The sequence below is a fragment of the Nonomuraea sp. NPDC005730 genome (genome assembly GCF_040630865.1).
In the GTDB taxonomy this organism is placed as follows: Bacteria; Actinomycetota; Actinomycetes; order Streptosporangiales; family Streptosporangiaceae; genus Nonomuraea.
This window is the reverse complement of record NZ_JBEXYK010000014.1, coordinates 149,153-165,286: the sequence shown is the minus strand read 5'-3', so window position 1 is coordinate 165,286 and position 16,134 is coordinate 149,153. Positions and strand designations below refer to the sequence as shown.

Sequence of the window (16,134 nt, the reverse complement as noted above, 5' to 3'; positions counted from 1 at the left end):
CGGCATGGCAACCCGCTACGACAAACTCGCAGTCCGCTACGAAGCCGTCATCGTCATCGCCGCGATCAACCAGTGGCTCAACGCCTTATGAAACAAGACCTAGCCGGCGCGGCGTAACCCAACTCACCCCGTCCGGCCGGCTCGACGGGCACGCCGGACAGGCCGGCCCGTTCCCCCGACTTCGCACATAACACCAACATCTGCCACACCAACGTCTGGTGCTGACCTGATGGCAGGGTCGTCACCCCTTGCCCTCCCGTGGCAGGCCCATCGCGGGGGCATGGCGTCATGCCCAGAATCCTCTCTCCCTTCTCCTCTTCTCCCTTCTTCCAGGAGTGATCCATGTCTACCGTCCCTTCGGGAAGCGTGCAGGCGCCGCCTCCGACACGGGTCCGCGCGCTTGCCCCCGACCTGGCGCGCGGCGTCATGCTGTTGTTGATCGCGCTAGCGCATGTGCCGACCTTTGTCAGCCACGCCGACCTCGGCCCATCGGCGCTCAACACCGTCAGCCAGTTCCTCAAGGTCTTGGTCGCCGACAACCTGGCGCGCACGATGTTCGTGTTCCTGTTCGGCTACGGGCTGGGCCAGCTGGCCGGCAGCCAGTTCGCTCAGGGCAGCGATTGGCCCTCGGTCCGCAAGCTGCTGCGCCGCCGGGGGTTCTGGCTGCTCGTCATCGGGTTCCTGCACGCGACGCTGCTGGTGCCGATCGACATCGTCGCGACGTACGGCATGGCGTTACTGATCATGGCGCCCATGATCCGCGCCCGTGACTCGGTCCTGCTCTGGACCGCAGCGATCTCCTTTGTCCCCGCGACGGCCATCGTGGCATGGACGACCGTCCGGGCGCACGCCGCGGCGGCCGGCGGCCACCCGGAGTCGCTGCCGCCGCTGATGAAGGACGACTTCGCCAGTCAGCTGCTCTTCCACCTGGTGATGTGGCCGGCGAAAGCACCGGGAATGGTCCTGCTCGTGGTGCCCGGCGTCGCCATCGGCATCTGGGCCGCCCGGCGCCGGATCATCGACGACCCCGAGCTGCACGTGGTCTTGCTCCGCCGCGTCACCGTCTCCTTCCTCGCCCTGGCCGTTGTCGGCAGGCTCCCGATGGCGCTGATCTCGACCGGGGCGTGGACGACCGACTCGACCTGGCTGCCGGCGATCGCGCACACGATCGCCGGATACGCCGGCGGCATCGGACTGGCCGCCGCCATGGGGCTGATCGCCGTCAAGATCGGCGGCAACCGCGGCCGCCTCACGACCGCGCTGGTGGCGCTCGGCCAGCGCTCGCTGAGCTTCTACCTCTTCCAGTCCGTCGTGTTCTACGCCCTGTTCTATCCCTTCACGCTGGACCTGGCCGATGCCATGGGCGGCGCCGCCGCACACGCCATCGGCGTGGCGGTCTGGCTGCTGTCGATCGTGCTGGCCGACTGGATGCGCCGGGTCGGCCACCGGGGGCCCTGCGAGATCGCCCTGCGTCGACTGTCCCGTTGATCTACACGGCCGGCAGCCCCCGCCCTGTGTGTGGGGCTGGCCGGGCGCTCCTTCAGCTCGGCCGGCGCTCGCCGGCAGGCCCGCCTCGGTGCAGTAGGCCGCCAGCAGGGGCCGGCACTGATCGAAGGTCAGCAGGTACGAGCTCCGGTCGCCGTACTCCGCCGCCCCGGTTACCGCGATGTCCCCGGTGCGTAACTCCTCGGCCAGGTAGGCGAACACCATCGCCTCAAAGTGTCGTTTGACCAGCATGCCCGGATGCTTGCGGTCCCGGATCGCGCGCAGCCAGTTGGCCGAGGCGAACCCCGGATCCAGGCGGCGGCCATTCGCGCCGTGAGCGGGGATGAGATCTCTGGTCTTGCCCCAGTAGGTGAGGGCGTGCTCCAGAACCTCCAGCACGCTGCGGTCGGCGGAGGTCGCCTTGAACCTCAACGCGGCGGCCAGGGCGAGCATGGTGGACCGGTCGGCCTTGAAGAACCACCCATGAAAGTTACCGAGGTAGAAGGATCTCTACCCCTGATCGGTAAGCAGCCCTATCGTCAACCATCAAGGCAGCAAAGATCATGAAGGCATGGATGCGTCACTGGAAATCTTGAAGGTCAAGCGGCAACTTCGGCGGATGCAGGTTTGCCTGATCACCGCAGTGGCCACCGCGGTCGCCACGGCGGTGGTCGTGGCCAACAGTGGGGAAGCCGTCGCACAGGACGGCGGTAAGGCCAAGTTCGACGAGATCGAGGTCCAGCGGATCAACGTGGTGGAGCCGGACGGCAAGCCGCGCATGGTCTTGAGTAACAAGGAAAGGTCGCCGGGCGTGGTCGTGAACGGCGTCGATCTGGGCAACGCCGGCACGCGGCCGGGTATGACCCTGTACAACGGCGAGGGAGACGAGTCCGGCGGCCTGGGCACCGACAACGGTGTCAACGACGGAAAGCCGTGGGCGGTCGGGCAGCTCTCCTTCGACCAGTACAAGCAGGACCAGACCCTCGTTCTCCGGTACATGGAACAAGTCGGCGTCCGAGGCGTCGGCCTGGCGGTCAATGACCGGCCCGAGGCGCCCCTTCCGGAGTCCTACGAGGAGTACAAGAAGATCGAGCAGATGCCCCCTGGTCCGGCGCGGGACCAGGCGATGGCCGCGTACCGGAAAAAGTACCCGAGCCCGCAGAGGGTCTTCATCGGCAAGAACCCCGACAAGTCGTCGGCCGTGACGCTCGCCGACGGCAAGGGCACGCCGCGTATCGTGATGCGGGTCGATCAGGACGGCAACCCCCAGATCCAGTTCCTGAACGCCAAAGGCAAGGTCACTCGGACGATCAAGGGCTGATGAAGAACGTCACCTCCCTCTGGCAGGCGATCACGGGGAACCCGCTGCGGTTCCTCGGGTCGCCATGGCCCTGGCGGGCGCTCGCCTACCTGCTGACCAGTCTGCCCGGCGGCGTTGCGGTGGCCGTGGTGGCCGCCTTCGGACGGCAGACCGCAATGCTGATCGCGATGATCACGTTGTTGATCGTCGCCGTCATGCTGAGTGGACCGATCGCCTCCCTCGAGCGCTGGCGGCTGAGGCTGATCGACCCGGCGGCGGTGCCTACGCCGAAGCCGAGAACGCCGATCTCCTTCGCGAACCCGACGGCCAGGCGCGAGATCGGCTACGCGCTGCTGTGGGCGACGATCCTGCCTGCGGTCAACGGCCTCGTCATCTCTTTGGCGGCGTTGACCGTCTTTTCCTACGCCTCGGCTCTCCCGTCTGGCGCCTCACCGCTGGTGGTGTTGTTGGCCGTCGTCGTGGTGCTGGTCGGGCTGGCCGGTTGCGCGTACCTGTTCACGGTGGTGGCCGCGGCGCAGGGGGCGCTGACGCGGGGTCTGCTCGCCGCGCCCCTCGAGGAGCGGATGATCGAGTTGACCCGGTCGCGGGCCCGGTTGGTGGACGCCTTCGAAGCCGAGCGGCGGCGCATCGAACGGGATCTGCACGACGGCACTCAGCACCAGCTCACCGCCGTGCTCATGCAACTCGGTCTCGCTCAGCTGGACGTACGGGAAGACCCGGAACGTACGGCGAAAGCCATCAGCCTGGCCTACGACCACACGCAGACCGCGCTGGACGAGTTGCGCCGCGTCATCAGAGGCATCCATCCCTCCGCGCTCACCGACCGGGGGCTCGGGGTCGCCGTCACCGACCTGGCCCGGCACTGCCCCATCCCGGTGACCCTGGACCTCGACCTACCCCGCCGTCCGCCTGCGGGCGTGGAGGCGGCGGCCTACTTCTGCATCTCGGAAACCCTCACCAACGCGATCAAACACAGCAAGGCACAGAACATCGCGATCAAAGCGAAACTGTCGGATCATCTTCTCGCCCTCGACATGCACGACGACGGCATCGGCGGAGCCGACGCCGCGAAGGGGAGCGGGCTCACCGGGCTGGCCGATCGGATCGGTGTGCTCGAGGGAACCCTGTTGCTCAGCAGCCCGCAGGGAGGGCCCACGGCGATCCGGGTGGAGCTGCCATGCGGTTGATGATCGCCGAGGATTCGGTGCTCCTGCGGGAGGGGCTGACCGGCATCTTCACCCGGTTCGGCTGCGAGGTGGTCGCCGCCGTGGGCAGCGCCGACGAGCTGCTGCGCGTCATCGCCCGAGACCTGCCCGACGTCGTCGTGGTGGACGTCCGCATGCCGCCGAGCTTCCACGACGAGGGGCTGCGGGCCGCCATTCAGCTGCGTGGCGAGCATCCCCGGCTCGGCATCCTCGTCCTGTCGCAGTTCGTCGAGGCGGCAGCGGCCGGGGAACTGCTGGAGGCCGGCACGCGCGGCGTCGGTTACCTGCTCAAGGACCGGATCGGCGCGATCAGCCAGTTCGTGGAGGCGGTACGTGAGGTCGCCGCCGGGGGCACGGTCATCGATCCTGACGTGGTCCACCAGCTGCTGGTCCACCATCGCGCGCACGATCCGCTGGACGCGCTCTCGCCACGCGAACGCGAGGTGCTCGCGCTGGTTGCCGAGGGTCGGTCGAACAGTGCGATCGCCCAGCGCCTGTACGTGTCAGAGGCCGCCGTGGCCAAGCACGTCACCGGCGTATACACCAAGCTGAACCTTGGCCCGGACGCCGACGACCACCGCAGAGTGCTCGCCGCGCTGACCTTTCTCCGCTCGCGCTGACCTCGAAGCTGCATGGACGATTCGCAGCTCTGGTGTCCTCGGAGACAGCACTGGGGCCGTGACCCGGAACTGGACCAGATCACCCTTGAGGCGGTCTTCCCCGGGACCATGGTTTGAAAGAAGTTTCCCATAAACGACCGTTTGACGAACGCGCGCCGGATGCCTCGCCGGAGGAGGGCCTCGGTCCGCAGTGTCCGGTTCGGGCGTTCATTTTGCCGTTCATTTTCAACCGATCCTTGCTCTTGTTCATATTCTTCGCGCGTGGCGTTTGATGAACGGAAGGCGGCCTCCGTGGCGCTCATCGGCTTGGTCCGGGTCAGCACCGACAAGCAGAAGACCCAACGTCAGCACGACGCCCTCGACCCGATCTGCCTGAAGGTGTTGGAGGAGAAGATCAGCGGCAAGCTCGCCACCGACGACCGGCCCGTCCTGCTGGACGCGCTGTCCTGCATCCGCCACGGGGACATGCTGACCGTCCAGGAGGTCGACCGGCTCGGCCGCAACCTCCTGGAAGGGCTCATCGTCCTCAACTACCTGTTCCAACGCGGCATCGCGGTCAAGGTGCTGGAGGGCATCGCGGCCGGCGAGCACACCGAGCGCTCCCTGATCCTCGACCTGGCCCTGGCCCTGTCGGAGGACCGGCGCCGCGACATCGTCCGCAAGACCAAGAACGGCCTGGAGGCGGCCCGCCGCCGCGGCCGGGTCGGAGGCCGCCGACCCGTGGTCGACGACGACAAACGCGCCGCCATCCTCGCCCGCTTTTGACCAGTCTTTTTTCTTGGTGTTGTGGTATTTGATGAGCATCCATCGAGCCTTATATGCCTCCAGTTGGCCCAGGCCGAGCGACGCGTTCCAGCCCTCTTTTATGGCGTACGAAGCGCCTGCCACGGTGCGACCTTCTGACCCCCCATGGTGCTCTCGTACATGAGTACGCAGAGCCCAGCCGGGCGTTCGGCCGGCACCGGCTCGCCCGGCCAGTAGGAGGAGGGGGGTCTCCTCCTACAGGAGTATCAACCCCCGAGGCGTGTCTGGATACCGTTGACGCATGCGATGGCGTGGCAAGGCGCTGGATGTCCTGCTGGTGACGGCCGCCATCGGCTTCGACGTCCTAACCACGTGGCATACCTGGGGGACCGCGTCAGCGCCCGTGGTGATCTGCGGCGCCTTCTCGGTGCTGGCCGGGGCTCCCATGGGGTTCCTGCGGCGGTGGCCGGTGGCGGTGACGGGCTACCTGGCGGGGCTGCTCGTCCTCACCGACCAGCTCGGCGCGTTCACCGTCAACACCGTGCAGATCCTGCTCATGGCGGCCCTCGGAGTCGTCGCCCACAGGACGCGGCCGCTCACCGTGTCCTGCTCGGCCCTGGTCGTGGGTGTGGCCACCGCGGTCAACCTGGCCGATCCCGGCCACCCCCTCACGGCCAACGCCTGGTGGTACTGCGCCGGAGCCGTCGTGGTGCCCGTCCTGATCGGCCTCTACCTGCGCGGCCCGGCCGGACGCCTTCCCGAGCGCGACGTCGCTCCGGACGTGCTGCTGGCCGGCGGCGGGCTCACCCTGACCGTCCTGAACACCTGGACGGACTGGGACGCCGCCGGCGGGCCGGTCTGGGTCACCGCATCGGTGGTGGTGCTCGCGGGCCTGTCCCTGGGCGTCGCGCGGCGGCTGCCGGGGCTGGTGTTCGTCCTTCAGGCCATCCTCATGCTGCTGGCCGACCAGTACTTCGAGGAGGCGACGGGCACCTGTGTCATGCTCGTTCTCGTCGCCGTGGGCGTGTTCGCCATGCGCGTGGCCTCCTGCCTCTGGACGTTCGTCGTCTACCTCGTCGCCGTTCTCGCCGTCGCCGCCTTCACCGCCGCGATGGCCGACGCCGGGCCCGCCGCCGAGAGGCAGCCGACGCGCGTCCTGGCGCTGATGACGCTCGTCATGGCCCCCGTGGCGAGCGGCCGCTACCTGCAGGCCCGGCAGGCCGCGAGCCAGTCGGAACGGCTGCGCCGTCGCGAGTCGCAACGGCGCGCGCTGGCTCAGGTGCGCGCCGACCAGCTGGCCGAGCGCGAGAGCATCGCCCGCGAGATGCACGACATCGTCGCCCACCACGTCGGCGCCATGGTCCTGCGGGCCGGCGCCGCCCGCTACGCCGACCCCGGCGGGCCCTCCGGCCAGGCGCTCACCGACATCCGCGACACCGGCCACCAGGTGCTCGAAGACCTCCGCGGCCTGCTCGATCTGCTGCGTGACCCCGACAAGCAGCCCGACCTGCTGGCCGACCCGGCCACCGTGATGCGCCAATCGGCCGAACGCATGAGCGCGGCGGGGCTGCTCGTCGAGCTCGACATCGGCCCCGAAGTGGCGCGGGCGCCTCTGATGGCCCGCGCCTCGGCTGCCAGGATCGTCCAGGAGGGGCTCACCAACGTCCTCAAACACGCGGGGACGGGCACCTGGGTGCGGGTGAGCCTCACCGCGGCCCCCGGCGGGCTGGCCATCCAGGTGCGCAACGGCCCCCCACCCGCCGCCCTGCTCAGCTTGCCCTCCTCCGGGCAAGGGCTGCGGGGCATGCGCGAACGTGCCCACGCGCTCGGCGGCACCCTCACCGCCGGCCCGGACGAGGACGGCGGCTGGCTGCTGACCGTCCTGCTGCCCACCGGTTGAGATCCTCGCCGCCCGGCTGCTCGAGCACGGCCAGGCGGTCGACGGCGACCACCGGCACGCGCACCTGCCCCGGTGCTGACCCAGTAAGGGTGGCCGGGACCGTCCCTACCGGCCTTGGACGCCCTCAGCATCCAACCACCAGAACCGTCGAGCACCCCCAGCCCCCCTGAAGCTACGAGCGGGCGGTGGTTCCGGTTTTCCGACTTTCCCGGCCGGTCGACCGCGCGCACGCGGGGTCTCGGGGCGGGTTGTCGTTGGATGTGCGGCTTGAGCAGTGTGACGTAGCCGCGGTCGTCCAGCAGGACGGTGCGCACGCTGCCGCTCTTGCCGTGGATGCGGACGTGTTCGTCGTCCAAGCGCAGGTCGAGATGCTCCACGCAAAGACCGCTGACTTCAGAGGCGCGGGCGCCGCAGACGTAGGCACGCCCTCCGGCTGGCGGCGCGTGGCCCCGTACGGCAGCCGATCGGCCGTCACCTTCATGAGCGTAGAGATCGGTAGCCCCGTGGCGGCGCATCCTGTCGGCAGGAAGCCGGACCTGCCCGCCGCTGGAAGGGGCGGGTCACGATGCGGTGCCGAGGAAGAGCGCGCTGCCGGCGTCGCTCATCAGTTGCTGATGGCGGGCGCCTGGCGCAGGTACGTGAGGTCCGCGACCTGATCAAGCAGGAAGGTGGCCATGTCGGCACGGGTGATGGACAGTCCGACGATGCCGTGTCCGTAGTGGCCGACCTTGATCTTGCCGGTTGCGTTCTTGTTGTTGAGCTTGGCCACGCGGACCAGCGTCCAGTCCACGTCGGATGCGCGTACGATCTCGGCCGCGCGGCGTACCTCCTGGTAGGCCGTGGGTGCGGCGGTCTTGACGAACTGGACGAGGGCCTTGAACCTGGCGTCGGGGCGGTCCTGCGGGTCCGCGACGCTGCATGTGGAGACGACCACGAGCCGCCGGACGGCACTCTTGCCGATCGCTGCGACGATGCGGCGGGTGCCGTCGCTGACCGCGCCGACCCCTTCGATCACCCCGTCGGCGTCCTGGACGGCGGCGAGAACGGCCGCGTCGTCGTCGAGTTGTCCGGCCACGACTGCCAGGTTCGGGTGCTCGATGGTGAGCCGTTGGGGGTTGCGGGCGTAGGCGGTGACGGTGTGGCCGGCGTCGAGGGCCTGGCGTACCAGCAAGTGCCCCGTCCGGCCGGTGGCCCCGAACACTGTGATCCTCAAGGTGTTCTCCTGCCTGTTCGAGCGCAAAGTGCTATATAATCTTTAGTGGTAAAGAAATTATAGTGGTCGAGGATGGCTGTCAACATGGAGCAAGTGAGCGATCCACAGGTGGCGCGGTGCATGCAGATCCTGTCCGTCATCGGCGATCTGTGGACGCTTGCTGTCGTGATGACGCTGCAGAAGTCGGAGATGCGGTTCAACGAGCTGCAGCGGGCTATCCCACGGGTGAACGCGGTGACGCTGACCAACCGGCTCAAGAAGCTGGAAGAGGCCGGCATCGTCAGCCGGACCGTCGAGTCACGCGGCAGACAGTCGACCGTCTACGCCCTGACCCCGTTCGGCGAGAAGCTGCTGCCGATCGTGGACGCGGTCCGAGCGGTCGCCTTCGACCTGGAACACTCCGGAGACGCCCCGCGGTGACACGACGGGCGCTTCCCACATACGGCGAGCTGCGGGATCGTGCTCGGCGTGGCACCAGGACATGGTCTCGGCCGCCAACGGGCGGAGGCCCTGCTGGGTCAAGCCGATGCGGGCCTGAACAGCCGGTCCAGGTGGTAGTCGATGATCTCGGCGGCGGACTCGCGGCTGCGCTGCCCGCTCAGGACCCTTTGGGTCAGGCCGGTGGCGAGGGCCAGCAGGCCGGCGACCTCGGTACGCGGGTCACGATCGGGGGCGATGTCCCCGGCCTGCTGCGCGGCGGTCAGCCGTACGGTGAGGAGGTTCTCCAACGCGTTGGGCAGGGTGACCCCGACCGCGGCGAGCACCGGGTCGGTGAGGGCGGCGGTGTAGTAGGCGGTCCAGGCCATGGAGTCCAGGCGGCTCTGCTCGTCGCAGGGGAGGGCCGCGTCGAGGACGGCGGCGAAGACGTCTCGTGGTGTCAGCTCGCCCGTGACGGCGGCGGCCCGCTGCCTGACCCGGCGGTCCATGCGGGCGCCCAGCTCGGTGAGGCCGGACTCGATCAGGGCCCGCTTGTTCGTGAAGGAGTACTGGACGACACGCAGGGAGACCCCGGCCTCGGCGGCGACCTCGCGCATCGACACGGCCTGCAGGCCGCGGGTGCCGGCGATGCGCAGCAGCGCCTCGGTCAACTGGCGCCGCCGCTCGTCGTGATCGACCTGCCGGGGCATGCCCTTTCCTACCTGCTGTTCCTGTTGTGGTTCGGTGCCGCGGTCCCGGGACGCCCCTGGGCGGGAAAGCTGAGGATCCGCTCGACGGCCAGGTCCGGAGCTTCGATGGGCAGCGAATGGCCGGTGCCGGGCACGATCTCCACGCGCCAGGACGGCGCGATGTCGGCCAGCCGCGCGGCCACCGCCTGCGCGTCGTGCAGCGCGCTGCGGGCGCCCAGCAGCACCTGCACGGGCACGGCCACCTCGCGGATCTGCTCGTCGGTGTAGGGGGAGGGGATGAGTACGTGCCGGCGGAAGGACCACCCGCCCGCCCGCGCCAGCCTGACCAGCCCGGTCAGGCCCACCGCCCGGGGTGGCACCGGACACAAGAGCGCGACCGTCGCCACGACAGGACCGGAGCGCTGGGGGGCGGTTCGGGCTCCTGGATGTCGGCTTCACAAGCCTGCTGGGGAAGGTGGCCGAAGCGCGCTGTCAACTCCTTGGCAAACTCCTGGAGTTGGCATGGTTGCGTTGTGCCGCTATATAGCCGGCGATTTCTTCGACAGACTTGTCGAAAAGCGAGGAGATCGGCCAGCCACCGTCCGGAGCCACTCCCCGTTGTGCCTGGATTCGACTGAACAGGACGAAGACGGCGAGCGAATCGTAGCCCTGGCCCGTCAGCCTCCCCTTGACGTCAATGTCACTCTCGTCTCTTTCGAGCTGCTCGCTCATGGCCTTCTTCAGCCATTGCAACTCCTCGTTGACGTCGGACACCTCGACGATACTGAGCAGGTTCCAGTCGGGTTCGACCTCGTCGAGCACCGCGCGCGCGAACGCGGCGAAGCGGTCGAGCAGGTCGCGGACCTGGTGATCCTGCCGGTCGCACAAGGAGAGGTACTCCTTGACGTCCCGCCCCTCACGCAGGTCCGTCAGCGTCCTGCGAAGAAGGGTGCGAAACAGCGTGATGTTCTCCTCCGTGCGGCGAGTCGGCTCCAGAATGGCTTGCGGGCCCTCCACGAAGACCGTTGCGCTCGCTCGCTTCACCGCGTTGATGTGAGGCTCGACACTCGCCATCTGTTCAGCAATCCTCGGCACATCGGGATCGGCCTCCCGGAGCAGGCGCCACACGACCATCAGCTCATCGCGCGCCTGTACTCCGGCGTCCAGGAAGGCGCTGTAGGCGTCTCGTCTCGTTTGACGGCGCCACTGTGCTCGTTGGCTGACGCTCTGCACGTTGGCCTGCCGTCGGGCGGCCCATCCCGCGATCAGTGCTGCGCCTGTAGCACCTGTGGCTCCGATCGCGGTTCCGACCACTGCTATCCACGCGGGATCCATGACACCGATTATGTGGCAGCAGTTGGTCTCCGGAGGGCAAGCTGATGGAACACCATGCCCCAGGCCGCCGCCCGTGCGGAACTCGTGGATGGGCGAGCGGGCCGCCCAGCTGCTGCTGGGCCCCTACCCGCCTATCACGTCAGGAGAAGGTCGACTCCTTGGGCGCCGGGTCGTCGGTCCAGCCCAGCCGTTCGATCACGTACGCCGAGGACCCGTCGGCCTCCTGGACGGCGAGCAGCTGCCCGCTGCCCCGATCGATGATGATCTGCTGACGGGTGAGCGCCTCGCCGTAGGTCAGCGCGACCCCCGTACGGCCGTCGATGTCGGTGACGTCGTTCTCCACCCGCACCCCCGGCAGCCCGGCGAGCACGCGGTAGAGCGCGGCTCTGGTGGCCGGTGTGCTCTCGACGTCGAGGAGCAGCCATTTGCCCGCTCCCCACAACCAGGCCTCCGGGGCGTCCTCGTCGTTGGCCCGCAGCATCTCGGCCTTGAGCGCCTGGGGTTCGGTGGGCAGCTCCGTCACCGGCTTTCTCGTCAACTTCAGCGGGGTGAAGTAGGTCTTTCCGGACAGGCAGCCGTCGCACAGGTCGGGCGAGCCCGCAGCCTTCCACGCCTGTTCGTCGGCGGGCGTGAGCGGCTTGGCGGAGACGGGTCCGCGCTGTGTCCGATATCCGAGGTCCCGGTTCGCCCACAGCACGTCTCTGACCCGCTGCTCGACGGTGTAGGCCGCGATCTTCGTCCGCAGCACCTGCGTCATCTCGCGTCGCCACCACGCACCGGTTCCCGGCGGCTGGGCGGCCAGCCGGTCGGCCGCCGCGTCGAGCACCGCGTCCGCTTCCGGGATCGCCACGGTCTGGACGCCCGTCCCGCCCAGGAGGGGCACCGCCACGAAACCCCCGGCCATCACCGCGCTGACCGCCACCGCGGCGAGCATCACCCTGGGCCAGACCGGCCGGGGACGCCGCCGGGCGGCGCCTGTCATCCGGGCGCGGGCGGCCGTCATCGTGGCGTGGTCGGCGGGCGGCACCTGCGGCATCACCTCGTCGATGAGCTGGAATTCCCTCATCACACCTCAACTCCCAACGCGTCACGAAGTTTGGTCCTGGCCCGGCTCAGCCGGGAGGCGACGGTGCCGTAGGCGATGCCGAGCGCCGCCGCCACCTCGTCGTAGGTCAGCTCGCCGTAGGCGACGAGCAGCACCACGTCGCGCTCACCGCGCGACAGCCCGGCCAGCGCGGCCGACAGTTGCTGTACGGTCACCCGCGCCGCGACCCGATCGACCACCCGCTGGTCGTGGTTGTCCTCGTCGGCAGGCGGCCCCGACCTGGCCAGCGCCCGGTATCGCCGGAGCTCGGCACGCCGGTGCCGGCCGATGAGCTTGGTGGCGATGCCGTACAGCCAAGGTCTGATGCCGCCTTTGGCGGCGTCGAATCCGTCACGCCGGCGGAAGGCGATCAGGAAGGTCTCGGCGGCGAGGTCCTCGGCGACGTCGAGGTCGAGGCGGCGGCCGATGTAGCTGCGGATCTCCTCGTAGTGGGCGTCGAAGAGGGCGGAGAATCGCTCGGGATCGGCGACCGCTCCGTCGAGGGACGTGGTCATGCATGGGTCTCTCTCACCGGGGATGTCGGACACTACTGATTGCCCGGTCGCCGCCCACCCTTCCACGCGAGTTTGCCGGCCCCGGCGGGCCCGCGGCAGGCTCCTCCGGTCCGACCTCTCGGCTCCCGACCGATCGATCGGTAGGATCCGGCGCATGGACATCATCGCGGCCACCCGGCACGGCAAGGTGCGCGGCCGACTCCACGACGGGATCCAGGTCTTCCGGGGCATCCCCTATGCGGCGCCGCCGTTCGGCGCCCACCGCTTCCGCGCCCCCGCGCCCGTCGAGTGCTGGGACGGCGTCCGGGACGCGGCGGAGTTCGGCCCGACCGCCCCCAAACGGCCCTACCGGCCGCCGCTCGACCGGCTCATCCCCGAGGAGCAGATCCCCGGCGACGAGTGCCTCAACCTGAACGTGTGGACCCCCGGCGCGGACGGCGGCGCGCGTCCCGTGATGGTGTGGATCCACGGCGGCTCCCTGCGCAACGGCTCGTCCAGCCTGCCCCTGTACGACGGCCACGCCTTCGCCAGGGACGGCGTCGTCCTGGTCTCGATCAACTACCGGCTCGGCGTCGAGGGCTTCGGCGTCTTCCCCGACGCGCCGGACAACCGCGGCCTGCTCGACCAGATCGCCGCGCTGGAATGGGTGCGCGACAACATCGCGGCCTTCGGCGGCGACCCCGGCAACGTCACCGTCTTCGGCGAGTCGGCGGGCGCCATCAGCATCGGCGCGCTGCTCACCAGCCCGCGCGCCAGGGGCCTGTTCCGCCGGGCGATCATGCAGAGCGGTCCGCCGCACACCGTCACGCGGGCCGAGGCCGCCCGGACGGCGCAGCTGATGGCGGCCCGGCTGAAGGTGCCGGCCACGGCCGAGGCGTTCGCCGCGATCGACCGGGAGCGGCTGCTCGACGTCCAGAGCGAGGTGGTCGGCAAGGCGGACCCGATCAGCGGCGGGCCCGGCTTCCACATCGTGACCGAGCCGGACGCCGGTCCGGTCGAGGCCGCCCTGCTCATCGGCGCCAACCGGGAGGAGTACCGGCTCTGGTTCGTCCCGAGCGGAGCCGTGGACCGGGTCGGCCGGCTCATGCTCCGCCTGGCCCTGCTGAAGCTGCGCGTCCCGGGACGGGCCCTGCGGCTCTACCGGTCCGCCCGCCCCGGCGCCACGCCCGGTGAGCTGCTCGGCGAGATGGCCACCGACCTGCTCCTGCGCGCTCCGGTCAACCGCCTGGCCGACAGCGTGGAGCGGGCCCACGTCTACGAGTTCGCGTGGCGGTCGAAGGTCATGGACCTGCGCGCCTGTCACGCCCTGGAGATGGGCTTCGTCTTCGACAACCTGCGGCACTCCCGCGAGCTGGCCGGCGAGGAGCCTCCGCAGGAACTGGCCGACACCATGCACCGGGCCTGGGTCGCCTTCGCCGCGACCGGCGATCCGGGCTGGCAGCCGTGGGACTCCTCCCGGCCCGTCATGATCTTCGACTCGCCGGGCTCGGGCGTCGTGCACGCGCCGCGCGACGAGGAGCTCAGGGTCTGGTCAGCTCGCGCGCGGTGATCGCCGCCGCCAGCAGCCGCGCCTGCGCGGGTTCGGCGAGGTCGAGCCCGGTCAGCACGCTCACCCGGCGCAGCCGGTAGTCCAGCGTGTTGCGGTGGATGTGCAGGTCGAGCGCGGTCCGGCGGCGGTTGTGGCCGCGGTCGACGAAGGCCCGCAGCGTCTCCAGCAGGTGGGGATGGCCGTCGAGTGGCGCGAGCTTGGCGGCCAGCCGGGCCAGCCCCGCGCCCGGACGGGCGAGCTGGTGTTCGAGCAGCACGTCGTCCAGGCGGTAGAGGCCGGGCGGCCGGTCGAGCCTGCGCACCAGGTCCAGCACCTCGCGGGCCTCCCGCGCCGCGTCGGGGATCGCCGCGGGCGCCCCGGCGCGGGCCGCGGCGGCCAGCACGGGCCGTCCCACGGCCTTGGCCAGCCTGCCCGGGAGCGCGTCCAGGGCGTGTCCACCGGGCAGCAGCGCGACTCCTTCGACGTGGTCCATCAGGACCAGCGTCCCGGTGTGCGCGTCCAGCGCCGACTGCACGAGCCGGGCCGGCGGCGCGGGCTGCCCCAGGTCGAGGAGCAGAACCTCGTGCTCCTGGCCCACCTCGACCCCCGCCGCCCCGGCCAGGCTCTCGTACGGGTGGCCGCTCAGCAACGCGCCGATCAGCGCGCGTCGCACCCGTTTGTCCTCGCTCCTGATGTCCTCCTGGGCCTGCTGGTGCGCCAGGGCGACGGCGGGCATCGCCGTGCGCAGGCAGCCGAGCATCCGCCGGCCGGCCGAGGCCAGTTCCTCCGGCGCGGCCACCTCGGTCAGCGCCTGCCACCAGACCTCGGCGCCGATGAGGTAGGCGGTCACCGCCGCGTCCAGCGGCAGGTGGTCCTCGGCGCGGCGGGCGGACCACTCGATGACGCGGGTGAGGTCGGCCGGGCCCATGGCGTCGGGGCGACCGAGCGTCCGCAGCAGGATCGTCAGGACGGCCGAGACCGAGTGGGCCACCTCGCCGTGCAGCGTCTCGGGCGGCAACTCCCGGTAGAACGGCACTTCGGCGGCGCACCGGGCGATCACCGCGGCGGTGAGCCCGCGCACCCTCGGCTGCATCCGGCTGTGCAGGTCGGACATCCCGTGATCGTCACATTGCCCAAACCGGCGCGTCAATTCTTGGCCCGAATGCGGAGAGACGGCGGCCTCCGTCGTGTACAGGATTCGTGCAAACCCCCCAGTCAGGAGGCCGCCTTGTTCCGACGCCTGCTCATCGCCCTGCTTGTCGTGTACGCACTCGGCACGGCTCCCGCCCACGCCGCGACCACGGACTGGGGCGCGCCCGGCCCCTACGCGACCGCCGTGGAGGTCGGCGTGGTCAACACCCTCTACTACCCGCGCGACATCGCGAGCAGCGACCGCCGCCACCCGGTGATCGTGTGGGGCAACGGCACGGGCGGGGCCCCGCTCGTCTACCGCGACCTGCTGCTGCAGTGGGCCAGCCACGGCTTCATCGTCTCGGCCGCCAACACCCCGATGTCGAACCTCGGCGTCTCCATGCGTGCCGGGATCGACGCGCTCGCCCGCCGCGACGCCGACCCGTCGAGCCCCTTCCACGGCAAGGTCGACCTGACCCGCATCGGCGCCTCCGGGCACTCCCAGGGCGGCGCGGCGGCCATCGTCGTCGGCGCCGACGCCCGGGTGGACACCGTCCTGCCCATCCAGCCGGGCCCGCTGGCCGACATCGACGGCGTGCACGGGCCAGCCTTCCTCATGGCCGGCCAGAACGACTCCATCGTCCGGCCCTGGCTGGTCAGGTCCTTCTACGACGACGCGGACCACATCCCGGCGATCTACGGCGAGGTGCGCGGCGCCGACCACTTCACCGTCGTCGGCGACCCCGGGCCGTTCGCCGCGCCCACCACCGCCTGGTGGCGCTTCCAGCTCATGGACGACCCCGAGGCGCGGGCCCTGTTCCACGGCCCGGACTGCGGCATCTGCCTGGACCGCGGCACCTGGTCGGACGTGCGCCGCAACGCGCTCGTGCCGCGGTGACCGAAGGGCCCTCCGGCCGTGGCCACGTCGGCGTCCTGACGTGCGAGGA

Annotated in this window: 16 protein-coding genes; 9 read left to right on the top strand and 7 right to left on the bottom strand. The window is 70.0% G+C overall.

Annotated features, from left to right (window positions below):
• Positions 1–453 precede the first annotated feature (453 nt).
• The 6 genes from ABZ444_RS19660 (at position 454) to ABZ444_RS19635 (ending at position 7,275) form a co-directional block, all read left to right on the top strand.
• On the top strand, positions 454–1,488 hold the full coding sequence (locus tag ABZ444_RS19660) for a DUF418 domain-containing protein (protein WP_357998544.1): 1,035 nt from the start codon (positions 454–456) through the stop codon (positions 1,486–1,488).
• A gap of 568 nt (positions 1,489–2,056) precedes the next feature.
• Positions 2,057–2,806, top strand: coding sequence for a hypothetical protein (locus ABZ444_RS19655; protein ID WP_357998541.1), 750 nt, complete (start codon positions 2,057–2,059; stop codon positions 2,804–2,806).
• Positions 2,806–3,993, top strand: coding sequence for a histidine kinase (locus ABZ444_RS19650; RefSeq protein ID WP_357998538.1), 1,188 nt, complete (start codon positions 2,806–2,808; stop codon positions 3,991–3,993). Before ABZ444_RS19655 ends, ABZ444_RS19650 begins: the two co-directional genes overlap by 1 nt.
• Complete coding sequence (locus tag ABZ444_RS19645; protein WP_357998535.1) at positions 3,984–4,631, top strand: response regulator transcription factor; 648 nt, start codon at positions 3,984–3,986, stop codon at positions 4,629–4,631. Before ABZ444_RS19650 ends, ABZ444_RS19645 begins: the two co-directional genes overlap by 10 nt.
• A 261-nt stretch (positions 4,632–4,892) precedes the next feature.
• On the top strand, positions 4,893–5,396 hold the full coding sequence (locus ABZ444_RS19640) for a recombinase family protein (protein ID WP_357998532.1): 504 nt from the start codon (positions 4,893–4,895) through the stop codon (positions 5,394–5,396).
• A gap of 280 nt (positions 5,397–5,676) precedes the next feature.
• Complete coding sequence (locus tag ABZ444_RS19635) at positions 5,677–7,275, top strand: histidine kinase (protein WP_357998529.1); 1,599 nt, start codon at positions 5,677–5,679, stop codon at positions 7,273–7,275.
• 604 nt (positions 7,276–7,879) lie between these two features.
• Here the strand turns inward: ABZ444_RS19635 and ABZ444_RS19630 are convergent.
• The gene (locus ABZ444_RS19630; protein WP_357998526.1) at positions 7,880–8,488 is read right to left on the bottom strand and encodes an NAD(P)H-binding protein; all 609 of its coding nucleotides are present in this window, start codon (positions 8,486–8,488) and stop codon (positions 7,880–7,882) included.
• A gap of 72 nt (positions 8,489–8,560) precedes the next feature.
• Here ABZ444_RS19630 and ABZ444_RS19625 point away from each other — a divergent pair, with 72 nt between their 5' ends.
• Positions 8,561–8,908 (top strand): helix-turn-helix domain-containing protein, encoded by a 348-nt coding sequence (locus ABZ444_RS19625; protein WP_357998523.1) that lies wholly within the window; start codon positions 8,561–8,563, stop codon positions 8,906–8,908.
• A 98-nt stretch (positions 8,909–9,006) separates the two neighbouring features.
• Here the strand turns inward: ABZ444_RS19625 and ABZ444_RS19620 are convergent, their stop codons facing one another.
• From ABZ444_RS19620 to ABZ444_RS19600, 5 genes are all read right to left on the bottom strand, one after another.
• Positions 9,007–9,615, bottom strand: coding sequence for a TetR/AcrR family transcriptional regulator (locus ABZ444_RS19620; RefSeq protein ID WP_357998520.1), 609 nt, complete (start codon positions 9,613–9,615; stop codon positions 9,007–9,009).
• 8 nt (positions 9,616–9,623) lie between these two features.
• Entirely contained in the window at positions 9,624–9,974 is a 351-nt protein-coding gene (locus tag ABZ444_RS19615) for an alpha/beta hydrolase (RefSeq protein WP_357998517.1), read from the bottom strand.
• Between the two features lie 112 nt (positions 9,975–10,086).
• A complete protein-coding gene (locus tag ABZ444_RS19610; RefSeq protein WP_357998514.1) occupies positions 10,087–10,929 on the bottom strand; it encodes an acyl carrier protein in 843 nt (280 codons plus the stop codon).
• 139 nt (positions 10,930–11,068) lie between these two features.
• Positions 11,069–11,995 carry a CU044_5270 family protein gene (locus tag ABZ444_RS19605; RefSeq protein WP_357998511.1) on the bottom strand — a complete coding sequence of 309 codons (927 nt, stop codon included), beginning with the start codon at positions 11,993–11,995 and terminating at the stop codon, positions 11,069–11,071.
• Entirely contained in the window at positions 11,995–12,528 is a 534-nt protein-coding gene (locus ABZ444_RS19600; RefSeq protein ID WP_357998508.1) for an RNA polymerase sigma factor, read from the bottom strand. The genes ABZ444_RS19605 and ABZ444_RS19600 overlap by 1 nt, the downstream gene beginning before the upstream one ends.
• A gap of 154 nt (positions 12,529–12,682) precedes the next feature.
• Here ABZ444_RS19600 and ABZ444_RS19595 point away from each other — a divergent pair, with 154 nt between their 5' ends.
• Positions 12,683–14,077: a carboxylesterase family protein gene (locus ABZ444_RS19595; RefSeq protein ID WP_357998505.1), complete on the top strand. Its 1,395-nt coding sequence runs from the start codon at positions 12,683–12,685 to the stop codon at positions 14,075–14,077.
• On the opposite strand, the gene ABZ444_RS19590 is transcribed toward ABZ444_RS19595, so the two are convergent.
• Entirely contained in the window at positions 14,049–15,170 is a 1,122-nt protein-coding gene (locus ABZ444_RS19590; protein ID WP_357998502.1) for a helix-turn-helix domain-containing protein, read from the bottom strand. The genes ABZ444_RS19595 and ABZ444_RS19590 overlap by 29 nt on opposite strands.
• 114 nt (positions 15,171–15,284) lie before the next feature.
• Between ABZ444_RS19590 and ABZ444_RS19585 the strand changes: the two genes are divergently transcribed.
• Positions 15,285–16,085, top strand: a complete 801-nt coding sequence (locus tag ABZ444_RS19585) for an acetylxylan esterase (protein WP_357998499.1) — start codon at positions 15,285–15,287, stop codon at positions 16,083–16,085.
• Positions 16,086–16,134: the final 49 nt, after the last annotated feature.